Origin of the sequence: Bacillus sp. N12A5 (genome assembly GCF_026790125.1) — a bacterium.
Lineage (GTDB): Bacteria > Bacillota > Bacilli > Bacillales > Bacillaceae > Bacillus.
In genome coordinates, this window is sequence record NZ_JALAMR010000019.1 from 1 (window position 1) to 22,271 (window position 22,271).

Annotated in this window: 23 protein-coding genes and 1 pseudogene; 10 read left to right on the forward strand and 14 right to left on the reverse strand. The window is 45.0% G+C overall.

Annotated elements, in window-relative coordinates:
- Positions 1 to 180: 180 nt before the first annotated feature.
- Together thrS and MOC09_RS17865 are read left to right on the forward strand one after the other, a co-directional pair.
- Positions 181 to 2,097, forward strand: coding sequence for a threonine--tRNA ligase (thrS, locus tag MOC09_RS17860; protein WP_268371352.1), 1,917 nt, complete (start codon positions 181 to 183; stop codon positions 2,095 to 2,097).
- A 119-nt stretch (positions 2,098 to 2,216) separates the two neighbouring features.
- Positions 2,217 to 2,636 (forward strand): MarR family transcriptional regulator, encoded by a 420-nt coding sequence (locus tag MOC09_RS17865; RefSeq protein WP_268358942.1) that lies wholly within the window; start codon positions 2,217 to 2,219, stop codon positions 2,634 to 2,636.
- A 39-nt stretch (positions 2,637 to 2,675) separates the two neighbouring features.
- Here the strand turns inward: MOC09_RS17865 and MOC09_RS17870 are convergent, their stop codons facing one another.
- Positions 2,676 to 2,864, reverse strand: a complete 189-nt coding sequence (locus tag MOC09_RS17870; protein WP_003222038.1) for a 2-hydroxymuconate tautomerase — start codon at positions 2,862 to 2,864, stop codon at positions 2,676 to 2,678.
- Between the two features lie 108 nt (positions 2,865 to 2,972).
- On the opposite strand from MOC09_RS17870, the gene MOC09_RS17875 reads away from it, so the two are divergent.
- The 3 genes from MOC09_RS17875 (at position 2,973) to MOC09_RS17885 (ending at position 4,738) form a co-directional block, all read left to right on the forward strand.
- Positions 2,973 to 3,632: a site-2 protease family protein gene (locus MOC09_RS17875; RefSeq protein ID WP_003243167.1), complete on the forward strand. Its 660-nt coding sequence runs from the start codon at positions 2,973 to 2,975 to the stop codon at positions 3,630 to 3,632.
- A gap of 13 nt (positions 3,633 to 3,645) precedes the next feature.
- On the forward strand, positions 3,646 to 4,164 hold the full coding sequence (locus MOC09_RS17880) for a YwhD family protein (protein WP_268358944.1): 519 nt from the start codon (positions 3,646 to 3,648) through the stop codon (positions 4,162 to 4,164).
- A gap of 139 nt (positions 4,165 to 4,303) precedes the next feature.
- Positions 4,304 to 4,738, forward strand: a complete 435-nt coding sequence (locus tag MOC09_RS17885; RefSeq protein WP_268358946.1) for a hypothetical protein — start codon at positions 4,304 to 4,306, stop codon at positions 4,736 to 4,738.
- Between the two features lie 27 nt (positions 4,739 to 4,765).
- Here the strand turns inward: MOC09_RS17885 and MOC09_RS17890 are convergent, their stop codons facing one another.
- Positions 4,766 to 6,841, reverse strand: coding sequence for a transglycosylase domain-containing protein (locus MOC09_RS17890; RefSeq protein ID WP_268358947.1), 2,076 nt, complete (start codon positions 6,839 to 6,841; stop codon positions 4,766 to 4,768).
- Between the two features lie 201 nt (positions 6,842 to 7,042).
- Here MOC09_RS17890 and speE point away from each other — a divergent pair, with 201 nt between their 5' ends.
- Positions 7,043 to 7,873, forward strand: coding sequence for a spermidine synthase (speE, locus tag MOC09_RS17895; RefSeq protein ID WP_003227543.1), 831 nt, complete (start codon positions 7,043 to 7,045; stop codon positions 7,871 to 7,873).
- 60 nt (positions 7,874 to 7,933) lie between these two features.
- Positions 7,934 to 8,806 carry an agmatinase gene (gene speB / locus MOC09_RS17900; protein WP_268371353.1) on the forward strand — a complete coding sequence of 291 codons (873 nt, stop codon included), beginning with the start codon at positions 7,934 to 7,936 and terminating at the stop codon, positions 8,804 to 8,806.
- 85 nt (positions 8,807 to 8,891) lie between these two features.
- Here the strand turns inward: speB and MOC09_RS17905 are convergent.
- The 3 genes and pseudogenes from MOC09_RS17905 to rapF form a co-directional block, all read right to left on the reverse strand.
- Positions 8,892 to 9,307 (reverse strand): annotated as a pseudogene (locus MOC09_RS17905) (YbaK/EbsC family protein).
- 96 nt (positions 9,308 to 9,403) lie between these two features.
- Positions 9,404 to 9,523: a PhrC/PhrF family phosphatase-inhibitory pheromone gene (locus tag MOC09_RS17910; RefSeq protein WP_024713860.1), complete on the reverse strand. Its 120-nt coding sequence runs from the start codon at positions 9,521 to 9,523 to the stop codon at positions 9,404 to 9,406.
- Positions 9,507 to 10,652, reverse strand: a complete 1,146-nt coding sequence (gene rapF / locus MOC09_RS17915) for a response regulator aspartate phosphatase RapF (RefSeq protein WP_268367185.1) — start codon at positions 10,650 to 10,652, stop codon at positions 9,507 to 9,509. The genes MOC09_RS17910 and rapF overlap by 17 nt, the downstream gene beginning before the upstream one ends.
- A gap of 230 nt (positions 10,653 to 10,882) precedes the next feature.
- Between rapF and MOC09_RS17920 the strand changes: the two genes are divergently transcribed.
- The 3 genes from MOC09_RS17920 to MOC09_RS17930 are packed head-to-tail and all read left to right on the forward strand — an operon-like array spanning position 10,883 to position 15,050.
- Entirely contained in the window at positions 10,883 to 12,238 is a 1,356-nt protein-coding gene (locus MOC09_RS17920; RefSeq protein WP_268371355.1) for a YncE family protein, read from the forward strand.
- Between the two features lie 33 nt (positions 12,239 to 12,271).
- A complete protein-coding gene (locus tag MOC09_RS17925; protein WP_268359956.1) occupies positions 12,272 to 13,645 on the forward strand; it encodes a YncE family protein in 1,374 nt (457 codons plus the stop codon).
- Between the two features lie 40 nt (positions 13,646 to 13,685).
- On the forward strand, positions 13,686 to 15,050 hold the full coding sequence (locus MOC09_RS17930; protein ID WP_268359957.1) for a YncE family protein: 1,365 nt from the start codon (positions 13,686 to 13,688) through the stop codon (positions 15,048 to 15,050).
- Positions 15,051 to 15,055: 5 nt separating this feature from the next.
- On the opposite strand, the gene MOC09_RS17935 is transcribed toward MOC09_RS17930, so the two are convergent.
- From MOC09_RS17935 to sboA, 9 genes are read right to left on the reverse strand one after another with little or no spacing between them, the layout of a single operon-like run.
- Positions 15,056 to 15,757, reverse strand: coding sequence for a bacteriocin biosynthesis protein AlbG (locus MOC09_RS17935; RefSeq protein WP_268359958.1), 702 nt, complete (start codon positions 15,755 to 15,757; stop codon positions 15,056 to 15,058).
- Positions 15,754 to 17,034 carry a M16 family metallopeptidase gene (locus tag MOC09_RS17940; protein WP_268371358.1) on the reverse strand — a complete coding sequence of 427 codons (1,281 nt, stop codon included), beginning with the start codon at positions 17,032 to 17,034 and terminating at the stop codon, positions 15,754 to 15,756. The genes MOC09_RS17935 and MOC09_RS17940 overlap by 4 nt, the downstream gene beginning before the upstream one ends.
- Before the next feature lie 4 nt (positions 17,035 to 17,038).
- Entirely contained in the window at positions 17,039 to 18,199 is a 1,161-nt protein-coding gene (locus MOC09_RS17945) for a M16 family metallopeptidase (RefSeq protein ID WP_268371387.1), read from the reverse strand.
- Complete coding sequence (gene albD / locus MOC09_RS17950; protein WP_268371360.1) at positions 18,189 to 19,499, reverse strand: antilisterial bacteriocin subtilosin biosynthesis protein AlbD; 1,311 nt, start codon at positions 19,497 to 19,499, stop codon at positions 18,189 to 18,191. Before albD ends, MOC09_RS17945 begins: the two co-directional genes overlap by 11 nt.
- The gene (locus MOC09_RS17955) at positions 19,492 to 20,211 is read right to left on the reverse strand and encodes an ATP-binding cassette domain-containing protein (RefSeq protein ID WP_268359961.1); all 720 of its coding nucleotides are present in this window, start codon (positions 20,209 to 20,211) and stop codon (positions 19,492 to 19,494) included. The genes albD and MOC09_RS17955 overlap by 8 nt, the downstream gene beginning before the upstream one ends.
- Positions 20,208 to 20,369, reverse strand: a complete 162-nt coding sequence (gene albB, locus MOC09_RS17960; protein WP_003222006.1) for an antilisterial bacteriocin subtilosin biosynthesis protein AlbB — start codon at positions 20,367 to 20,369, stop codon at positions 20,208 to 20,210. Before albB ends, MOC09_RS17955 begins: the two co-directional genes overlap by 4 nt.
- 12 nt (positions 20,370 to 20,381) lie before the next feature.
- A complete protein-coding gene (albA, locus tag MOC09_RS17965) occupies positions 20,382 to 21,728 on the reverse strand; it encodes a subtilosin maturase AlbA (RefSeq protein WP_268359962.1) in 1,347 nt (448 codons plus the stop codon).
- A 24-nt stretch (positions 21,729 to 21,752) separates the two neighbouring features.
- Positions 21,753 to 21,905, reverse strand: coding sequence for a bacteriocin-like protein SboX (sboX, locus tag MOC09_RS17970; RefSeq protein ID WP_268371361.1), 153 nt, complete (start codon positions 21,903 to 21,905; stop codon positions 21,753 to 21,755).
- Complete coding sequence (gene sboA / locus MOC09_RS17975) at positions 21,862 to 21,993, reverse strand: subtilosin A (RefSeq protein ID WP_003222002.1); 132 nt, start codon at positions 21,991 to 21,993, stop codon at positions 21,862 to 21,864. The genes sboX and sboA overlap by 44 nt, the downstream gene beginning before the upstream one ends.
- Positions 21,994 to 22,271 lie beyond the last annotated feature (278 nt).

Below are 22,271 nucleotides of genomic sequence, written 5' to 3' on the forward strand. Positions count from 1 at the left end.
TTGGAGCAGCATTGGGGAACTGAAGTATCCAATGCCGTCTATGCTGCGTTACAGCACCGAGCCGACAATATATCGTTTGTCGGGAACTTGGGTGGAACCACGGGTCATCACACACTCGTCCCTTTCAGCGGGACGGGTGTGTTTTTTTATATATAACGATTGATAAGGAGTGTTTTAAAAATGAGTAAACAAGTGCACATTCAGCTTCCGGACGGTCAGATGAAGGACTTTCCGAAAGGCATCACTATCAAAGAAGCGGCTGGTTCTATCAGTTCCAGCCTGCAAAAGAAGGCGGCTGCGGGCCAGGTCAACGGCAAGCTTGTGGATCTCAGCTTCAAGCTGGAGGAGGATGCTGAGCTTTCGATTGTCACACTTGATTCGCTAGAAGGCCTGCAGGTGCTCCGCCACACATCAGCACACGTGCTGGCTCAAGCGGTGAAACGGCTATACGGCGACGTGTCCTTGGGCATAGGTCCAGTGATTGAAGACGGCTTCTACTATGACATGAAGCTGGATCGAAGCTTGACATCAGGAGATTTAGAGGCCATCGAAAAAGAAATGAAGAGCATTATAAATGAGAACCTTGAACTCAAACGAATGGAGATTTCTTATCAAGAGGCTGAAGAGCTGTTTGCCAAAAAAGGCGAGCCGTTTAAACTGGAGATGTTAAAGGATATTCCGCGCGGAGAGGTTATCACACTGTACCAGCAGGGAGAGTTCGTTGACCTGTGCCGTGGGCCGCATCTCCCTTCTACAGGGATGATCAAGGCGTTCAAACTAATAAGAGTATCAGGCGCTTATTGGCGCGGAGACAGTGAAAATGAAGTTCTGCAGCGGGTATACGGGGTTGCGTTTCAAAAGAAAAAAGATCTCGATGCACATCTGCATTTGCTGGAAGAAGCGGCAAAACGAGACCACCGCAAGCTGGGTAAACAGTTGGAACTGTTTATGTTTTCTGAGGAAGCGCCGGGGATGCCGTTTTATTTGCCGAAAGGGCAGATTGTCCGCAATGAGCTGGAACGTTTCTCGCGTGAGCTGCAAACCAATGCCGGCTATGATGAGGTGCGTACGCCATTTATGATGAATCAGCGGTTATGGGAGCAGTCAGGCCACTGGGATCATTATCGCGACAATATGTATTTTTCAGAAGTCGATGACACAAGCTTCGCAATGAAGCCGATGAATTGTCCCGGCCACATGCTCATCTTTAAAAACAGCCTGTATTCTTATCGGGATCTGCCGATTCGCATGGCGGAATTCGGGCAGGTGCATCGCCATGAATACAGCGGTGCCTTAAATGGAATGCTTCGCGTCCGGACGTTTTGCCAGGATGACGCCCATATTTTCGTTCGGGAGGATCAGATTGAGAGTGAGATCAAAGAAGCAATACGGCTGATTGATAAGGTATATCGCACATTTGGCTTCGAGTATTCAGTTGAGCTTTCAACACGCCCGGAGGACTCATTAGGCGATGACAGCCTTTGGGAAGCCTCGGAGAGTGCCTTGGCACACGTCCTTGAGGAGCTTGGCCTGTCTTATGAGATCAATGAAGGCGATGGGGCGTTTTACGGACCGAAAATTGATTTTCACATAAAAGATGCCCTCAAACGGAGCCACCAATGCGCGACAATTCAGCTTGATTTTCAAATGCCGGAAAAATTTGATTTAACATATATTAATGAACAAAATGAAAAGGTTCGTCCTGTTGTCATACACAGAGCGGTATTCGGCTCGATTGACCGTTTCTTCGGCATTTTGATTGAGCATTATGGCGGGGCTTTTCCAGTTTGGCTCGCACCGATTCAGGTTCAGATCATACCGGTATCGCACGTTCATTTGGACTATTGCAGAAAGGTACAGGCGGAGCTGAAACAGCTGGGGATAAGAGCAGGCATTGATGAGCGCAATGAGAAGCTGGGCTACAAGATCAGAGCGTCACAGGTGCAGAAAATTCCGTACGTGCTGGTGCTTGGAGATCATGAAGAGGAGGAAGGTGCGGTAAACGTCCGCCAATTCGGCCATCAGCAGAATGAACATGTTCCTTTTCAGACATTTAAAGAAAAACTTGTCAAACAGGTGAAAAATCGAGACATGTAGGAGAAAAGCAGCAAATTTTCATTTTGCTTTTTTGACTTTCCCTATTCGGAATCAGTAAAATAATAAGTAAATCATATCGTTCGTATGTTATGAATGCATCTCGAAATGGGGAAATCTACATGGACCATGACAAACTGGAAGCAAATTTGCTGGATCACGCACTTACAAAATATTTGAAAAGCACGAAGCAATTAGATGAAGCCACCGTTCCGAAACACGTAAATAATGTAAGAGGATTTATTCTGCGGATCATATACAGACATGGGAGCTGTACCATAAAGGATATTCTGAAGGAGGTCACTCTGTCTCCCTCTGCCACGACCACGGCTCTGAATCATTTAGAGCAGGAGGGGTTTATTGAGAGATCCAGAAATAACAATGACCGCCGCACAGTTTGGATTACGCTTTCTGCATCGGGCCGGGCAGCGGCTGAGCAAATGATCGAAAACCGCCAGGGGCTGATTGACGACATGTTTGAACGTTTGACAGACGAAGAGAAAAAGGCGTTATTGGCGATTATTGCAAAGCTGACCCAATAGGGATAAAAGCCGGTGCGCGAAGCGCCGGCTTTATAGAGATTATTCCATATCGCTCAGGCGTTTGCCTGCAACGGCATAATGGTCTTTTCTCATTTCTTCTATAAAGACAACAATTTTTTCTTCAGAAGCACCGGTTGTTTCCTTTACGGCTTCTGTTACTTTCTCGACAAGATTGCGTTTTTGCTCGTCTGTACGGCCTTCGAGCATTTTGACAGTTACGTATGGCATGGGTGCTGAATCCTCCTTTATCTCGTTTCCTCTCTTTAGAAAAAGAGGCTTCTTATAGTATACTGAATAAAGTAAATTCTTGCATTTTGAGAAAGAGGGATATCTCACTTGGACCGTTTTTTATATTATCCGTTATCTTTAATGCCATACCTCGTCATCACGCTAATTGTGTCGTTTACGATGCACGAGCTTGCCCACGCTTATGTCGCATACAAATTCGGTGACGATACGGCGAAAAAACAAGGAAGACTGACGCTGAATCCCATTAAACACCTTGATCCGTTCGGAACCATTTTGATTTTGGTGGCCGGCTTCGGGTGGGCGCGCCCCATTCCCGTGAATCGACGCTTCTTTAAGAAGCCTCGGCTTGCCGGTGTGCTCGTATCTATAGCCGGGCCCGTCAGTAACCTGATTCTTGCGTTTATTGGTTTCTTTTTGTTAGTGTTGATGCATGCGTACGGAATGGAAATGCTTGCGGCGTTCAGCACGGGGCTGGATCAGTTTTTTTCTATTTGGATACAGCTGAATCTTGTCTTGTTTTTATTTAATCTGCTGCCGCTTCCTCCGCTCGATGGCTATCGAATTATAGAAGATCTCGTTCCGCCGGGCGTGCGTGCCAAAATGACGCAGGCGGAGAGCTACGGCTTTATCGTATTTTTGGTGCTGTTTGTGACACCGCTAGGATCTTACGTGCTGTGGCCGATGCTCAATGCAGGAAGAGATTCGATTTTAAAGCTGTTTTCAGCGATATTTCAACCGCTTTTGTAGGAGGTAGAACTTCATGGAAGAAAAAAAGAAAAAATCAATCGGGTTTAATATTATCAAAAGTGATCCGACAGACGGACACGGCGGTTTTGGCGTAGGGGCACTCAGCCTTGACAACATTTCTCCCGTATTCGTTGATGTAGACGAAAAAGAAGCGTTCGTAGACATCGGCGCCATGCATGCCCGCAGCACCGTTGAAAAAGGAATTAAATTTTTGCCGAACAAAGAAGAAGTTCCAAACGGCAAACCATACTGGCTTGTGTGGGTAACGATTGACAGAAAAGAAGAGGGGCCTTATTACGCTGGTGTGACAGCCTGTGAAATGACGGTCGACAGAAGCATCAGAAGAGGCTACAAATCACTGCCTGAGCATGTGAATCTGATGGATAAATCCATGAAACGGAAAATTATCATTGATAAAATGGACGACAGCTCGAAGCGTGTACTAGGCGAGTTTCTGAAAAAACACGATCAGGGCCTATGGGACCGGTCCTCAGATGAATTAAAAACAGGCCTGCTTCCGGAAGACAATTAATTTGTGAACTTTCTATGAACTTTTAGAAAATTTGAACTATTTGTTGTAAACATTGAGTAAACTGGTGATACAGAAATGAGGACATGGAAAATCCCGAGCCGAAACAAGACTCGGGGTTTTTCATTTTTAGGGGGATATGATGTACGAAACCATTCGAGTCGGCGATTGGGTGATAAAAGCCGATGTAGAAGAAACGAGTAAGCAGTATAAGAAAGATATAGAGGATATGTGTGAATGCGGTAACTGTCTTAACTACTATGAGGCAGTGAATGAACTGCCGGTTCAAAAAGCTCAAGTATTAGAGGGTTTAGGTCTCATTCCGTCCAAATGCACAGATATAAATTACCATGGGATAAAAGATCATTTGCACTTTTATATAGCGAGTTATTTTATTGTAGGCAGTATTGTTGAGGGGAGACTAGAAATGAACCCGAAAAAGATTGATTTCTCATGGCATATTTCATTTTCAGTGCCGCATCACCAAATTTACATTCCTAAAGGTTTCCCAAAGCCAATTATTCAGCTTGATTGTGTTACGCTTCTTCCATGGGTCATTGACCAACCATACGAATAACCCGGCCTCCGAGCAGCCGGGTTATTTTTAATGAGTCCGCCCCAGCCATTTGTCCCACCATTTTTTCTCGGAAGCGGGTTTTTCTTTGGCTGGAAGCCGGCCTTTTGTTTGTTTAGCGGGTTCTGCCCCGTAGCAGACGTTTGATGGCTCAGTGCCTTTGACAAAATACGTGTAATGCTTGGCGGCGCAGCCGGGGCCGGATGTGTAGCCTGTTTCTGGATCAATGTACACGCCGGTTACGCCTTTTGGCGGTTTGAACGCAGTTTCCGGTTCACCTTTGAGCGCATCCTCCATGAAGTCCGCCCAAATGGTTTTGGCATAGCTTTTTTCTTCGACTGAGTCGATGGTGCTGTTTTTGTCATACCCAGTCCAAACGCCTGCGGCCAGCTTCGGGTTGAAGCCGATCATCCAGCTGTCTGCACTGGTGGTTCCTGATTTTCCCGCGTACGTTCTTGTCAGGCGGTTGGCGATCGTCCGTCCGGTTACTGATGTATAGCCGTTTAAATCCGTATCAAACATGCCTGTCATCATATTCGCCGTGACAAAAGCAGCTTTTTCATCAAGCACCTGTTTATGCTGACTCGGGTTTTCGTACAGGACATGGCCCGCCGCGTCCGTAACTCGCGAAATAAACGTCGGTTCGATTTTCTTCCCGCCATTTGCAAGCATGGCGTAAGCGTTGACCATTTCAATCGGACGCACGGGTTCGGTGCCGAGCGCCAGGGACGGCAATGCTTGAAGCTGCGCAGTAATGCCGAATTCCTTTGCCGCCTGCACAAGCTTGTTCATGCCGAGAAAGAGATGGGTTTTCACTGCGTAAATGTTGTCGGAAAGCGCCAGCGCCTGCAGAAGCGTAATCGGCTTGTTGGCGTAGTATCCGTTATAGTTGCTGGGAGAATAGGTATCTCCTTTTGCATCAATTTGAAACTCAGTTTCTTCGCTTTTCATCAAAGTGACTGGCGTAAATCCGCTCTGAATCGCTTTATAGTACAGTAACGGCTTGATCGTCGATGCAGGCTGGCGTTTCGCCTGGGTCGTCCTGTCAAACGGGCTTTTTTGATAATCCCTGCCGCCGACAAGGGCGAGAACGTTTCCTGTGCGGGGATCAATGGCCGAAAACCCGACTTGAATGTCAGAGCCGGCGTTGACGGTTTCGGTAATGGTCTCCTCGGCGATGCGCTGCATCCGTTTATCTACCGTTGTATAGACGTTTAACCCGCTCGTTTCAATTTGCTCCCGCGTCATGCCGAGCTTTTTCTCCAGCTCTCTCATCGCATTGTCATAGAAATAAGGGGCTTTCCTCTTGGAAACTTGTTTATTCAAAGGCTGATAGGAAAGAGGTTCCTTGATCAGTTCATTCGCTTTCTTATGGCTGATCATCCGCTGCTTTTCCATCATCCGCACAATCGTTTTCTGGCGCTCCTTGGCCTTCGTTTCATTAACATACGGTGAATAGCCGGATGGGCCTTTCGGGATTCCTGCCAAAAGCGCCGACTCCGCATCCGTCAGGTTTTTCGCATGCTTGCCGAAATACAGGCGGGAAGCGGCTTCAATGCCGTAGGCGCCGTGTCCGTAGTAAATCGTATTTAAATAGCCTTCTAATATCTCGTCCTTAGAATAGTTCTGTTCCAGACGGATCGTGTAGAACGCCTCATTCCATTTCCGTTTCCACGTTTTGTCGTGTTCAAGGTATAAATTTCTGGCATATTGCTGGGTGATGGTGCTTGCACCCTGAACCTTGGCAAATGCTTTCAGGTCAGCAAGCGCCGCGCCGGCCATGCGTTTATAATCAAAGCCGTGATGATCGTAGAAATTCTGGTCTTCAATCGCCACTGTCGCTTTTACGATCGTCGGATTCATGTCCTTTAAGGGGACCCAATAGCGCTTTTCGCCGTAGTTCGTTTCCCCGAGCTTTGAGCCGTCACTCGCATACAAAATTGTGGATTGCGGCACTTGCACCGAGGGAGCGCCCTGGTATTTGGCTATCAAAATGACAGTCATAAACACGGCAGCTGCCGCCAACGCCGCAAAAGCCCCTAAAAAGATAAAGGCGCGAACGGTTTTCAGCGTCAGTCTCAGCCGTTTATTTGTCATTGCATCCACAACGGGTTCCCCCTTTTTTTATGTTTCTACTATTATGAGAAAAAAAGATCATTTTTAAACATCACAGAACAGGACGCATCTTTACTTTTTCCCTGCCATCCTCTATACTTTTTCCTTAGGTGAAAATGAGATTTCAACCGAGAATAAAAGCTGATAAGACGCTTACAATAAATGAATACAGCCTTGAAAGGGAGATGACAATTGAGCGAACTTTGGTACACAGAGAAGCAGACGAAAAACTTTGGCATTACGATGAAGGTTAACAAAACGTTACATACAGAACAAACGGAGTTTCAGCATTTAGAAATGGTGGAAACAGAAGAGTTCGGCAACATGCTGTTTTTGGACGGCATGGTGATGACATCTGAAAAAGACGAATTCGTTTATCACGAAATGGTGGCGCATGTGCCGTTATTTACGCACCCAAATCCGGAGCACGTTCTTGTAGTCGGCGGCGGTGACGGCGGCGTCATCAGAGAAATTCTGAAGCATCCGAGCGTGAAAAAAGCGACACTTGTTGATATTGACGGCAAGGTCATCGAATACTCTAAAAAGTTTCTTCCTTCAATCGCAGGCAAACTCGACGATCCGCGTGTTGACGTGCAGGTAGATGACGGATTTATGCACATTGCAAAATCTGAAAATCAATACGATGTAATCATGGTAGATTCAACTGAACCTGTAGGGCCGGCTGTAAACCTGTTTACAAAAGGATTCTACGCGGGAATCGCGAAGGCGCTGAAAGAAGACGGCATTTTCGTCGCTCAGACGGACAACCCATGGTTTACGCCGGAATTAATCACAAATGTACAGCGCGACGTGAAGGAAATCTTCCCGATCACGAAGCTGTATACGGCGAACATTCCGACATACCCAAGCGGTTTGTGGACATTTACAATCGGCTCGAAAAAATATGATCCGCTTGCAGTGGAAGATAGCCGTTTCTTCGATATTGAGACAAAATATTACACAAAAGATATTCATAAAGCGGCGTTTGTTCTTCCGAAATTTGTGAGTGATCTGATTAAATAATGTTGGTATGGCGCAGGAGCGAATCTTGCGCTTTTTTACAGGAAAGCGAGGGTATTATAGATGAGATTTGATGAAGCTTATTCAGGAAAAGTATTTATTGCGAGCCGTCCCGAGTGGGAGGGAGCGGACGCCATCCTTTACGGCATGCCGATGGACTGGACAGTCAGCTATCGCCCGGGCTCACGCTTTGGCCCAGGCAGAATCCGCGAGGTGTCAATCGGCCTTGAAGAATACAGTCCGTATTTAGACCGTGATCTGGCAGATCTGAACTTCTTTGACGCCGGCGACATTCCGCTGCCGTTCGGAAATCCGCAGAGAAGCCTTGATATGATTGAGGAATATGTGGACAGCATTTTAGAAAAAGGGAAATTCCCAATGGGCATGGGCGGGGAGCACCTCGTGTCATGGCCTGTCATTAAAGCAATGCACAAGAAATACCCAGACCTTGCGATTATCCATTTTGATGCACATACAGATCTTCGCGTTGATTATGAGGGAGAACCGCTTTCTCACTCAACGCCAATCCGTAAAGCCGCAGAATTGATCGGACCGCACAATGTGTATTCATTAGGAATCCGTTCCGGCATGAAAGAAGAGTTTGAATGGGCGAAGGAAAACGGCATGCACATCTCAAAATTTGAAGTGCTTGAACCGCTGAAAGAGGTGCTTCCGAAGCTGGCGGGCCGTCCGGTTTATGTCACAATTGACATTGACGTATTAGACCCTGCACACGCACCGGGTACAGGTACGGTTGACGCCGGCGGCATCACGTCTAAAGAACTGCTTGCATCTATCCATGAAATCGCTCGCTCAGAGGTAAACGTGAAGGGCGCTGATTTAGTGGAAGTCGCACCGGTATATGACCACTCAGAACAAACGGCAAACACAGCCAGCAAAATCATCCGTGAAATGCTGCTTGGGTTTGTGAAATAAAAAAATCCAGACCATGTCTGGATTTTTTTTATTCCCAGTCTTTGCACACATTAATCCATGCTTTTAAGAAAGAAAATTCAGATAACTATTCTGGTGTTAATTCAATAGCAGAGTTTCTGCTGCCGCAAGCAGGGAAAACAGTCTTAAACCGTTTCAGCGATACATCGAAATAACTCTCCAGATTATGAGCCAATCCAAACGGGCAAACTCCTCCAATTTCATGGCCTGTCTGCTCCAGTACTTCATCAGGAGAGAGCATTCTTGCTTTAAAGCCAAATGTTTGCCTGAACTTATTGTTGTCGATCTTGGCATCTCCGGCTGCCACAATCAGAATCGCCTGATCTCCTTCTCCTCTGAAGGACAGTGTTTTGGCGATCCTTGCCGGGCTCACGCCGATCGTCTCAGCCGCTAGTCAACTGTCGCGCTTGACGTTTCGAATTCCATGACATCCTGTTCCCGATGCCGCTGTTTAAAGTGGGGTTTTGCACTTTCCAGAGACATAACACCTTGCCATCTTCCGTTATGATGTATTGAAAAATCATAGCATGATTGGAAGACTGGGCAAAGAGAGGAAAAAAAACCGCCGATGGACGGCGGTTAAATCATTCCTCGTTGTGCAACTTCAATTTGGTGTGCAGGTGCGTTTGCAATATTCGTTGCGATGAAAACAGTGCTTAGGGCCAGGCAAGAGAGTAATAATTTAGACTTCAATTTCATACAATTTCACTCCTCCTTGAATAAGTTGCCTTACTTGTTCCACCTTCAAAAAATAAGCAGAAGCTTTTTGAAAATTTTTACGTTCATGATAATATTTTGCCACATCAATAGCGAAATCTTCAAGATCAGCGTACAACATTTTACTTTCGAGAAAATCAAAAAATCCTTGAATTGCTTCTTCATCCGGGCCTGATAAGTATAAAGATTTCAAAAATTCAAACTCTGATAAATATATTGCATCTTCGGCCTTTTGAGAATAAGCCATTCCCTTACTATGATATTCACGGGCTTTATCCATTTTTCCTAATTTATAATGAATCTGTGTAATTAAAAAATATGCTTGAGGCAAGGAAGGAAGAATGTTTGATTCTTCAAAAACAGATATTGCTCTTTTGAAATAAGTTATGGCATCCTCATACTGGCTTTGGCTGTTTTTACAAAGCCCGATATTGTACAAAGTTCTTCCCATTAATTGGGGCTGATTTTCAGCTTCTGCCATAGAGTAAGCTTTTTGAAAATGTGAGATGGCATCCTCATATTGTTTTAAATCTAAGAAATTGGTGGCAAATAAAGAATGACACTGCAGCAATCTTATATTATAAGCTTCGTGTTCTTTGTATATTTCATATGCTTGCCGTGCATAGTCCATTGAAAAATATGTTTGTTTCATATAGTAATAAGATTCAGACATTTTGAAGAAAAACTCAGCTTTCTCTATCCGATCCTTAACGAATATCAACTTGCTTTCGGCCTTTTTGAAAAATTTAATAGCCGACAGATATTCCCGCTGATCCAGTTCATACATGCCCCTGAAGAAATTAAAGTAATAATCAAGGACTCCAGTTAAACGAGCCTGTTTTTTATCAATCTCAAGCAGCAGATCAGACAGTCTCGGCTGTTCCTCGATCCGCATTTTTTCTAACGGCTCAAGGTACTCAAGCATCAGGTTGTGCCGGAATTCCATCAGTGAATAGTACAAATGAAGATCTTGATCTTCTTCCATTTGATCCAGCTCTTGCTTGATTTCTCTTCGCAAATATTCTGCATCGGGTATGCTGAATCGGCGTATGTACATATACCATTCGTTAATCTTTTCTCCAACGGAAGAAGAAGATATGACACCTGTCACGTTTGTAAATCCCTCCCTTCATTATTCTATATATGTCATATTTTATCATTATCATTCTTATGAGAAGCGCAAAAAAACCGCAATCTTTTCTTTCGTTACACCGCATGCTAGAGGAAAAAAATTCAAAAAACCACTTATGTCCCCGGTGATGTGTACAAGCAAACACATCCTCCCTCCATATTCTGTTGTATCTGCGTGAGCAGTGTATGTCTGAAAAAGGAAGTGAAGGGATGAGAATAAGCAAGCTTTCCTTTAAAGAAAAAGCAGGAGCTGCACAAGAAGAATGTTTATGTTTTTGTGAGGAAGAAGCAAGCCGTGAAGCCATGTTTCAAGCGCCGATTGAATTGCCTGAGGGGTTTGTCGTTGATCCGGCTAAAGCTGTTGCAAACGTCACATGGAATGCGGACAGCCTTTCTTGTGTCAGTGAACGTTGCTTAATTGAGACGGGGCCTGAGCCTGATGAAATCGGTGTTCAATTTGCAGTCCGCCTGCAGGGAACCGTCACGCTTCTTGTCAGTGTCTCACCTGTGCGAAATCAATATGGACAAGGGGAGGGGGCTGTTTCTGTCATTCACAATGCAGAGATTGATCAAGTCGTCTATTATTCTGATGAACCGAATGATTGCCCAAATATCAGTGACATCACGATCGAGAACCTTGTTGTCGTCCCGCCGTTTTACGGTAGTCCTTTATCGGTGACGGGAACAATTGTGCTTGTTCCTGAGCCGGAGCCTGTTTATGCGTTTACAGCGAATCCAAATGATCAATCAGTTTCTGTGATTGATACAAACACTCATACTGTTGTGACAACGATTGCTCTTCCGTACGAGCCGACAGGTATTGAGATGGCCCCGGATAAAAGCTCTGTGTTTGTCTTGCATTTTAACAATAATATGATTTCTGTCATCGATTATGACACATTGACTGTTACTGCATCCATACTGCTAGATGAGCCGCCTGAAACAATTAAATTTGGGCCTGAGCACGATTTCGCTTATGTTCTCGCCGGTAATGCCATTTATGTGATCAGAATGCAAACCTCAACTGTAGAAAGGTCTATTCCTGTTGAAGGGTATGATATTGCAATTGATCCTAATGGGTTGTTCGCTTATGTTCTTGATTTTGGTTTAGTGCAAAAAGTGGATTTATCTACCGGTGACGTTACAGGAACAATTGAACGAGAGCTTATTGTCAATTCTATAGAAACAAAGCCGCCGGAGCGGTATGCCTATGTATTAGAACAAGATCTCTTCTTAAATTATTTGACGATTATTGATTTAGATACGTTTACGATCAGTAGCACCCAAGAGCTGGAGTATGAGGGTGAGTATCAAATGTTTAAGAGCGCTTCAGGATTGTATTTGTTTGATGGTTTCACTCACAATCTATATTCCGTCAGTCCAAGTGGTGCAGGCGTAATAGGAAATCTTCCGCAATCGGCAAGAGATTTTGCGTTTACCCCGAATGGTGAATTTCTGTATGCAACTCGTTTTATAGAGCAAAGCATCATTGTTTACAACACGGATGACTATTCTGTGGAAACTGTCATATCGCTTGGCGTTTCACCGAGTGATATTGCGATTTAACCAACTATTCATTTCTAAAAGGGATGTGAAATCATGAAAAAGAATGATCTTTCTGTTTTACAGGAAAATTGTTTCTGTTTTTGTGATGAAGAAGTCAGCCGTGAAGCGCCATTTCAAGTGCCGATTGAAGTTCCGGAGGGGTTTGTCGTTGATCCTGCGGAAGCAGTCGCTGCGGTTACATGGAGTACAGATCATCTTTCCTGTGTCAGTGAGCCTTGCTTAACAGAGATAGGACCTGGTACTGAGGATATTGGGGTGATCTATGGAATGCGCCTTCAAGGAACCATCACGCTTCTTGTCAGTGTATCGCCTGTACGAAATCAATATGGACAAGGGAACGGGTCTGTATCAGTCATTCACACGGAAGAAATTGATCAAGTCGTTTATTATTCGGATGAATCTAACGATTGCCCTGATTTCAGCAACATTACCATAGAAAATCTCGTCGTCGTTCCGCCGTTTTATGGAAGCTCTTTAACTGTGACGGGCACAATGGTTCTTGTCCCTGAGCCGGAACTTGGATCTTATGCGTTTACAGCTAACCAAAGCAACCAGACGGTAACAGTCATTGATACGAATACTCACACTGTCGTAAAAACAATTTCTGTTCCTTATACACCATATGAGCTTGGAGTTACACCTGATAAACGATACACCTATGTTCTGCATCATAACTATGATCTCGTAACTGTAATTGATAATACCACATTAAGGGCATCAGCATTCATCCCGATTGAGGGCAGACCGTTTCAAATCGCTTTTGATCCTGCCGGTGCATTTGCATATGTATTAACCAATTTTTCTGATTCTATTTTTGTCATTAATACCGAAACAAAATCAGTAGATCGTGTGATTGACAATGTTGCTGTTCTGCCAGCAAGTATTGCGATCGATACAACTGGACAGTTTGCCTATGTAGTGGATAATGCAAGCGGATCTATTCATAAAATTGATCTAGCAGCCGGTTCGAGCGCAGGAGTTCTGACTGGATTGTATTCTCCTAATAACATGGCGATAGCGCCAAACAATCAATTTGCTTATGTGACGACAAGAGAACCAAACGATTTGAACTTGAGTTACGTTAGTGTGATTGATTTAAATACGTTTGCGGAAAAAGCTTTACTTAGCGACTTGTTCCTTGGAAGTCCGAAAATGATCTTTTCATCTGACAGCACACGAGCATATTTGCTTGTTCCAGGACAGCTCTATGTGTTTGATACAGCCAGTTATACAGAGATTGCCGATGCCGATCTTCTTGGTACCAATGATTTCGCGCTCACACCTGATCAGGCATTTATATATACCACGCAGCCGGAGCAAAACACAGTAACCGTCTATCGGACTGACGATTTATCTGTTGAAACGGTGATCACTGTCGTAGGCGGGCCGATGGCCATAGGGATATAAAGATTTGAATTGAAAAATGCCTCTAAGGAAGTGAAGGACTATGAAGAAGGGTGTTAAAGGAAAAGCGGGGATAAATCAGGAAGGTTGTCTATGTTTTTGTGAGGAAGATAGCAGCCGTGAAGCGCCATTTCAAGTTCCTATTGAAGTGCCGCTGGGTTTTACTGTTGATCCGGCTGAGGCAGTTGGAAACGTGACATGGAATACTGATAATCTTGCATGTATCAGTGAACCTTGTTTAACCGAGGCGGGGGTTGTATATGGCATTCGCCTTCAAGGAACGATTGAATTATTGGTTAGTGTTGAACCCGTACGGAATAAGAATGGACAGGGAGAGGCCGCAATCTCTGAGGTTGAGACAGTGGAAATTGATCAAATTGTTTATTATTCCGGACAGGCTGAGGACTGTCCGGATCTGAGCCAAGTTACAGTAGAAAATATAGTGATTGTACCGCCTTTTTACGGAAATCCACTGACCGTAACGGGAACATTCATTCTAGTGCCGGAGCAGGAGAAACGTTCTTACGTGTTTACTGCCAATACTGGAGACAGCACAGTTTCGGTTATTGATGCAGAATTAAACACTGTTGTAAAAACGATCCCATTTGCTGCTGTGCCGACTCATTTAGGCGTTACTTTTGATAAAGCATACACGTATGTCCTCCATGGGAATACCGACCTTGTCTCAATAATTGATAACAAAACACTAACGATTATAAATACCATTACTGTTGGAGGAGGGCCAAGAAAGATTGAATTTGATTCAACAAATGAGTTCGCGTATGTGATGGCCGCTGGCTCTATTTATATAATTAACATGGCCTTCCAATCGGTGATTAATGTCTTCCCAGTACCCGGTGCCTCAGACTTTGCGCTAGATCCAAATGGACAGTTTGTCTATATCGCCAATACAAGTAGATGGTCGGTCGATCAATATGATGTGAATACAGGCCAGTTGGCAGCAAGTATCATGAATACATTTGAATATCCAAGCTTAATTCAAACTCCTTACGCTGGTAATTTTGCTTACGTGATGAATAATGAACTGTGGCCGAAAAATGTAACGGAAATCAGTTTGTCACCATTAAGCAGGGGAGACGACTTTGACCGCCTATTTGACACCCTGAGGACGATTGTATTTTCTGCGGATAGCACTAGAGCCTACTTTTTAGAGACTTATAGTGAACCGTTTCTCATTGACAATTTACATGTCGTTGATACAGCTACCCAAAGCATCATTGCAAACGTGTCATTTCCTAATGCCTTTGATCTAACAGTTACACCAGACAATCAGTATATTTACGCGGCACAGCCCGGCGACAATACCGTGACCGTGTACCGCACGAGTGATTATACAGCCGTGACGGTGATTCCGGTTGGCGCGGGTCCGTCTGCGATTGCGATGTAGCTATTTTATAGATCAAGAGAAGCGGTGCTGCGATAAGAGAATCGTTTATAAATCAATGATCCGATTTGCTGGATGGCAGCCAGGATAATCAGAAACAGCAGTTCACTTATAGAGAAACTGAGCATCCACCATATCCCCGCTCCTGTCAGCATGACCACAAGCACTTTCCTGAACAGGCTGCCATGCTGGAAAAGCTGCATCAAGTACGTTCGCATATAAAACAATAAATATAAAATCAGAAGCACCGCAAGCCCTGTTGAAATGGCAGGAGGCGTGTGAAAACGGAAAGGGACGGCTTTGACGATTTCGAACATGCAGCCGAATATGATGACTTGGCATAAGACAGCAGCCACTACGTATGCTTGCCGGACGTTTTTATAGCTGTCACGCAGCGATTTGACATCGTCGGCGTAGCGGCTGCACAATCTGTGATGCTGGAAGTCACAGCAGCTTTGATGAGACTGTGTGAGTTTCTGAAAAGCTGCTGTCATGTTTTTCACGGCTTGGGTGACAAAGTGAAGATAAAGAAAAGCGGGCAGCATCAGGACGGAAGCGATACAAGCCAGCAGTCCAAGCCGCACAGCATCATTGTTGATCATCTGTACATATTGGGCAGCGGCTTCGGCAGCGGCCTGAAACCAGCCGAAGGAATAAGCCGCCATTCCCATGAGCAGCAATAACACGGTAAAGACAGTGCTTTTTCTCATTGTCCGATCGCCTCTTTCTGTGGAACGTGAATGACCGCTTTTTTAGAAGATGCCAATGCATCAATGAGAGACAAGAAATCCTTGGTATTCATATCTTGAATGATGCGGTACATGTCGAGAAACGAGCAGCCGCACCTGTCACACTCGGCCGCCCATTCAAAGCATTTGCGCACATAATCGCTGTCATAAATAATGGCGTCCGTCAAAGCATCCTTGCCATATTGGAGCCAGGCCGCAATTTGTTCTTTCTGCTGTGTGACATAGTAGGAGGCGACGTCGATATAAGCCGGAGAATGGTTCCCTTGACAGTGAAGGATCAAAAAACCGCCATCCTCATAAAGGTGCGCTTCAGCCGACAAGCGATCAATTTCCAGACGGTATGTTTGCTGAATCTCTTGGAAAAACGGCGAACCTGCTTGAAATAGAATGCGAGACGCGATATCCCAATAAAGCTTTAACGTTAACAGATCATTTTGTCCGGGGAATGCGCCGATTTGCAGTCCGGTCCATGTGTCTTGAGGCTTCTCTTCATCACCCAGCACCTCTTTTTGCGAGAGGAAAGGAGGGCATGCGGATATGGTTTTTTGCTCTGCTTTCTCATCTGGCCGCTTTTCGAGCCGTAGATCAGAAGGCAAAAGGGTTTCCGAATCTTCTGAGCCCCCAATCAAAAACAGCGTCATCCGCTGAGGCTGATAGGCAGACTTGTAGGCTTCCTGCAAGGTTTGAATGGTGAACGCCTCAATATCTTTTTTTCTGCCTGCGGGAAAGACAGCAGCAGGTGAGGCGGGAGAAAGCATGCTGATCAGCTGATAATGGTAAGAGAGCTGTTGATTGAGGTGTGCGGTTTCAATTTCACTTGTAATCACAGCTTTTTCCTGAGTGACAACCTTTTTATCAAATGAGTGGTTCCATAAAGCATCAAGCAGGATGGGGATCGTCTGTCTGAGCCGATCTGGCAATGAAGTAAACATGAAATTGGTGTCGGTGTAGGTGGTAAACGCATTTAAAAGCGCACCATGCGCAAAGAAATCACTGTACAGATTGCGCCCATTATGCCAGAAGAGAAGATGCTCTAAAAAATGTGCTGTGCCATACGGAAGCAGCGTGTCGCCTGATTCTGTCTGTAAACAGACATCCCGGCTTCCGAAATCGGTTTTTACATTGCACAGCCGCAGATTTGCGCGGGGAAATTTCAATCTGAATATTTTCAGCCCGCTTTCTGTGTATCTGATATCGGTTCGTTCATCCAGCTGTTGAAAAAAAGCTTTCTTTTCCATCTCTTCATCCCCTTACTACATGAGCTCCGATATAATCGATAGACGCTATGAATCGCAGTACATCACGGCACGTAACCGCCGAGATGCCATCCAGCAGGTCCTCTTTCGTGCAGGAGAAGCGGCGCAGGGTTCCCATATAGGCCAAAAGCCCTTCGGGAGAATCAAATTGCAGCAGCATTTCATTGCGCAGAAATTGTTTTGCCTGTTCCAGCTCCGGCTCATCTACGTGAAAATGCGCGACAGCTTCCAAAATGCGCGGGGGTATCTCTTTCTCATGAAGCTGATCTGTACATATTGAAACAAGCAGCAAATTGTTCATGATGTCGTAACGGGTGATGGCATGATAGACGGCCAGATCCTTCTCGCGGAAATGCTTGAATAAAGCGGAATGTCCGTATTTTCCGAGCAATCCGTCTATCAGCTGTATTTTGATATAATCGCTGGCATCTTTCATCTCTCCGCAGTCAAATCCGAGTGTCATGACGGAAGGGCCTGCTGGGCTGCGTGTCTCTGTTTCAAAAACATGCCGGTTTACGGGTATTCTTCCGGCTGTCACAGCGGACGTGTGCGGAGCATGTCCAGGAACATCGCATGCTTGTACATGTCCTAATATGTTCAGCTGTTTTTGCTGGGACAATAAATCAATGATGAAGTCGGTTGCGTCGAGAAAGCGTGTAGGGCGGATCGCCTGTATCCTGTCTTTTCGGCCAAACATGGCTGTGCCGTACATCGGGTTTCCGAAGGCCTCCTCCGCTAAGCGGGCTGCCGAATAGGAGAAGGGATCAGCGAATTTCTTTTCGATTTTCAGAAGCAGCTCATTCCTTGCCTTTTCAACCGCTTCGGCTGAAAGAGAGGAAGGGAAGGACATGTCTGCAAATGTTTTCATCAGGACGTCAACATGAAGATTCTTGTTATATAACGGGTGAATCAAGCGGGTTCCGCAGGTTTTCAGCTGCTGGTCAAAAAAGAGATTCGCTGAATACATAAAACGGCTGCCGGCGGCATAACCAAAAGCGTCAATGATTTGCTGCTTCAGGTGTGCTGCGGCGCCGTAAAAATAAATCGTTTCTTCTTCAGGTTCCGCCGCGCTTTCGATCGGCTTCAGAAAGCTCGCGGCGATTGAGATTGTTGAAAATTGATGAGTCTTCAGCAGGTTAACTTCCAAGCCGTTCTCTTTTGCTTGTATCAAAGAAACCACCATCCTGTTTTTGCAGGTAATAGACTATGATCAGCCCGGCAATCGGAATGACCGCCAAGGAGACAGCGGTGCCGGCTAATGTGGCTAAGAAAAGAGGAAGACAAAATAGATAAGACCGGTATTTTGAGAATCCGCTCCAGAGCTGCTGCTCCGTCTGCCAGCTGAAGGACGGCCTTTTTTCATCTGCGGTTAACCGGATAAACGCTCCCGCCAGCAGCAATTCCATACACTGCACAAAAGTGAGAGCTGAAATGGGGTGGCCGCTGATGAAGCCCGCAACCATAGCGACAAGGAGAAACCCGCCAGCTAATAGGCCTGAATAAAAGCGATATTTCGCCCAAAACAACGTTCTCCATTTAATCGGAAGCGTGATGAGCAGCATCCGATCGTTTTTTTCAATCGAGTATAAAAGGGCGATCGGCGAGCAAATCAGCAAAAGGGCGGAAATCACAATATAAATCACTTGCTGATTGAAGATGCCGGTGTTCATCATCTGGAACGAAAAGAAGCCGCTGAATGCCGCCATTACGACGTAATTTAACAGCATCGCTTTAGAGGAAATAAATCGGTTCCATTCTCTTTTGTAAAATGAAAATTCTGATCTCCGCAAAAAAGAATGCATCTTGCTTTGCTGCGGAGGCGCCTGCAGAAAGACAGGAAAGTCAATGATCACCGCCCACAGTATATGAGCCGTGCAAAGCGGGATCGTGACGGCCGGCATAAAAGCGGCGCTGAGGCATACACAGGCGAATACGGCCGCATGCAGCAGGAACATCCAGCTTTTCTTTTTGGCGAAATAATTGCTTAGCACAACTCCAAATATAATCGAGTAAACGGTAAAAAACGAAAATCTGCCGAGCCAAAATAATGTTTGTGCCCCAGACAGCGTTCCGTTTCCAAATAAGAACAGCGGTAAAATAAAAAAGAATAATGTTCTTCTCAAACAGGTGTCGACAAACAGAACGACACTCTGGGCGAGCCAAAAGCTCCGTGAAGAAATCGGCAGCAGGCAGCTCAGCTTCATATAAGATTCCTTCCATTGAGATGTCACGGATAGAAACACCATATATGCGTTCATCAAGAGAAGTGCGAGTATGATATATGTTTTTCCCAACACCGATTCGTCAATGCCGGCCTGGCGGATCAGCCCGATTTCAAATACGGCCAGTATCACAAGGCCTGCGGCAATGCGGATGGCGTCCTTTTTCCCTTGCGGGCTGTACAGCTGTTTGAACAGCAGAGACATGATGGGGAATAGGTTATTCATGGCCGATCACCTCAAAAAATTCCCGCCGCAGATCAGTTTCCTCTTCAATCTGGATGACCTTTTGGATCTGTTTGTTGTGAAGAATGGCTGCATAATCACAAAATCTCTGTACCACATCGAGCAGATGGGAAGAAAACAAAATGGTTCCGCCAGCTTTACAGTACTCGCGCATTTTCTCATAAAACACTTCTATCGATTCCACATCCAAACCGACGAGCGGCTCATCCAAAATAAACAGGGGAGCCCGCAGCAATAAGCCTGTCATCAACACAACCTTTTGCCTGTTTCCCAAGGACAGCTCCGAAATTCTCCTGTTGGTGTATTTGGAAAAATGAAAGGCCTCAGCCAAACTGGTAAACTGCTGTTCTGAAAAATCCTTTTGATAAAGCGAATGGACGAAAGACACATAGTCCTTCGCCGTAATTTCAGTAAACAGCAGCGGATAATCAGCGGCGAAGTAGCGGTGAATCTTCAGCTGATCTGATGTTTTTTGCGGCATGCCGGGCTCTGCTTCAATGCCGCACAGCGAAAAGCGCCCGCTAAAATTGCGGTTCACCCCTGTCAGTGTATTGATCAATGTCGTTTTTCCGGCGCCGTTTACCCCAAGCAATCCGTAAACGGCGCCTTTTTCTAAATGTAAATCCACGTGTTCCAAGATGACGTTGTCCCGTTCATACCACACGGACACATCACGTATATCCAAAATGCTCATCGCGAGTCAGCCTTCCGCGCGCGCATCCCGAAAAGAATGGCAATGGCAATGAAGATCAGCGTAAATAAATAATCGCTTTTGACAAAATAGACGACTGCGCCGATGACAAAGATAAATGAAAGGATATACAGTAAAATTCTTCTTTGTGCAGGTGACAAATCGTTTCCCTCCTAAATAAGCTGGACCACGTCTTCTAATTGTTCATTTTTCGCCCAGGAGCAAATGTTTTTCCGGTGATATTTGTTAGAGTTCAGTCCTTTTAGGTAACAGCCCCCGCAATAACCGCTGAACGGGCATTTGTCTTTCATGCAATGCTCGCTGAACCGCGGTGCCTGCGCTTGCCACAGTTTATGGACGAGAGGGGAGTTAAAGATGCTTTCATATGAATCATGAAAGATATTTCCCAATGAAAATTCCTTTGGAAAGAGTGCGCACGGACGTACTTCACCGAACGGGCTGATTACGATGGATTTCCAGCCAGCGCCGCAATTTGCCGCGCGTTTTCTCTCGTAGGGAATAATTGGAATCAGATCTTTAAACTCATCAATGATATTTTGCTCGTACTCCATAAATTTGCGGTGCTGCTCGGCATCTTTCGTTGGGTGGACGATATCTCTGCCTCTTCCGAAATCATCAACCCAATTGTAAGAGAACGCCTTCGCCCCGAGATCTCGAACCTTTTGGGCCATCTCGTGGATTTCCCACATGTTTTTTTCAAAAACGGACATGGCGACTCTGACAAATATACCGTGGTCACTCAACAATTTTATCGTTTTACAAGTTTGGGCAAAAGAGCCTTTTCTCCCTCTAAAGGAATCGTGGACCTCAGAATTGACACTATCAAGGGAAATGCCGACAATGATTTTTTGCTTGTATGCCTTCAAAAGCTCCAGGCTCTCTTTTCGCATGAGTGTTCCATTTGTTAAGACAGCGACCTTTTTGAACTTTTTACACACATAGTCAAGAATCTCATTGGCGTTCGGATGGACAAAGATTTCTCCGCCCGTGATTTCACATGTCAATACTCCGTTATCAAACAGCATATCAGCCGTTTTCTTAAATTGCTCAATCGATACGGTGCCGAGCGCTTCCGGCGAGCTTTCCAAATAACAGTGGGCGCATTTCAAATTGCAGCGGTGCGTCAGCTCAAAGGTGGCGTGCAGCGGCATTGGAAATTCATTGCTTCCGCTCGTGGTAATTGTATGGCGGTCGGCCCGATTTCCCAGCTGGATGACCTGCTTGTTCAGGAGCATGTTGAGCATGTCATAATACCAGTCTTTATGGTCTTCCGGTGATTCATCGTACACAGCGCATTGTTCTGCTAAAATCTGTTTAGCCGTTTTTTGCCCATCCATTCGCATGCAAAGCTCATAAGCCGTTTTGTTAAGATCCAAATACTCAAAGTCAGAAATCGAAACATTATCACGCAAGTAGTCGATTTCTAACACGCCGCCCTCAGGAAGCTGGTGAACTCTTACACTTTCATTAATAAATGGAAACATCTGCTCTATAAACAAAATACCATCCCCTCTGCATATGATTCAAATGAAAAACGGTTGTGTATGTATAACCAAGAGGTAGATTTTAGTAAAAAAGTGTAATTTACTTAAAAAGGGCATAGTAGAATGACTATGCCCTTTTGGGAGATCCTTACCCCCATAGACCGAATAGACCTGTTGCACCGGCAATTTCAAAATCAGGGATAGGACCGTCCACTAGACAAGCGGCTCCGATCGAGCATGTTGCACAACCTTTGTTTTCCACAATGACAGCTTTTTTCATAATTGAATCCTCCCTTTTTTTGTTTTTTCTAGCAGATCTATGTTGTACTTTTATGATAAAACTATTAAATTACCAATTCAATACATATATTTTGAAGAAAATGTGAAATGAAAACGGTAGATTTCGGAAAAGTGTAACATTTCCTAAGGGTAATTAGTGATATCATTTTCTCTTCTATTAAGGAAATGCTTTTTATGAGGTTTATCTTCAAATCTGATGAGCAATGATGGTAAGATAGAAGCAGTTGAAGTTTACAAACCGAATGATTATACTATTCA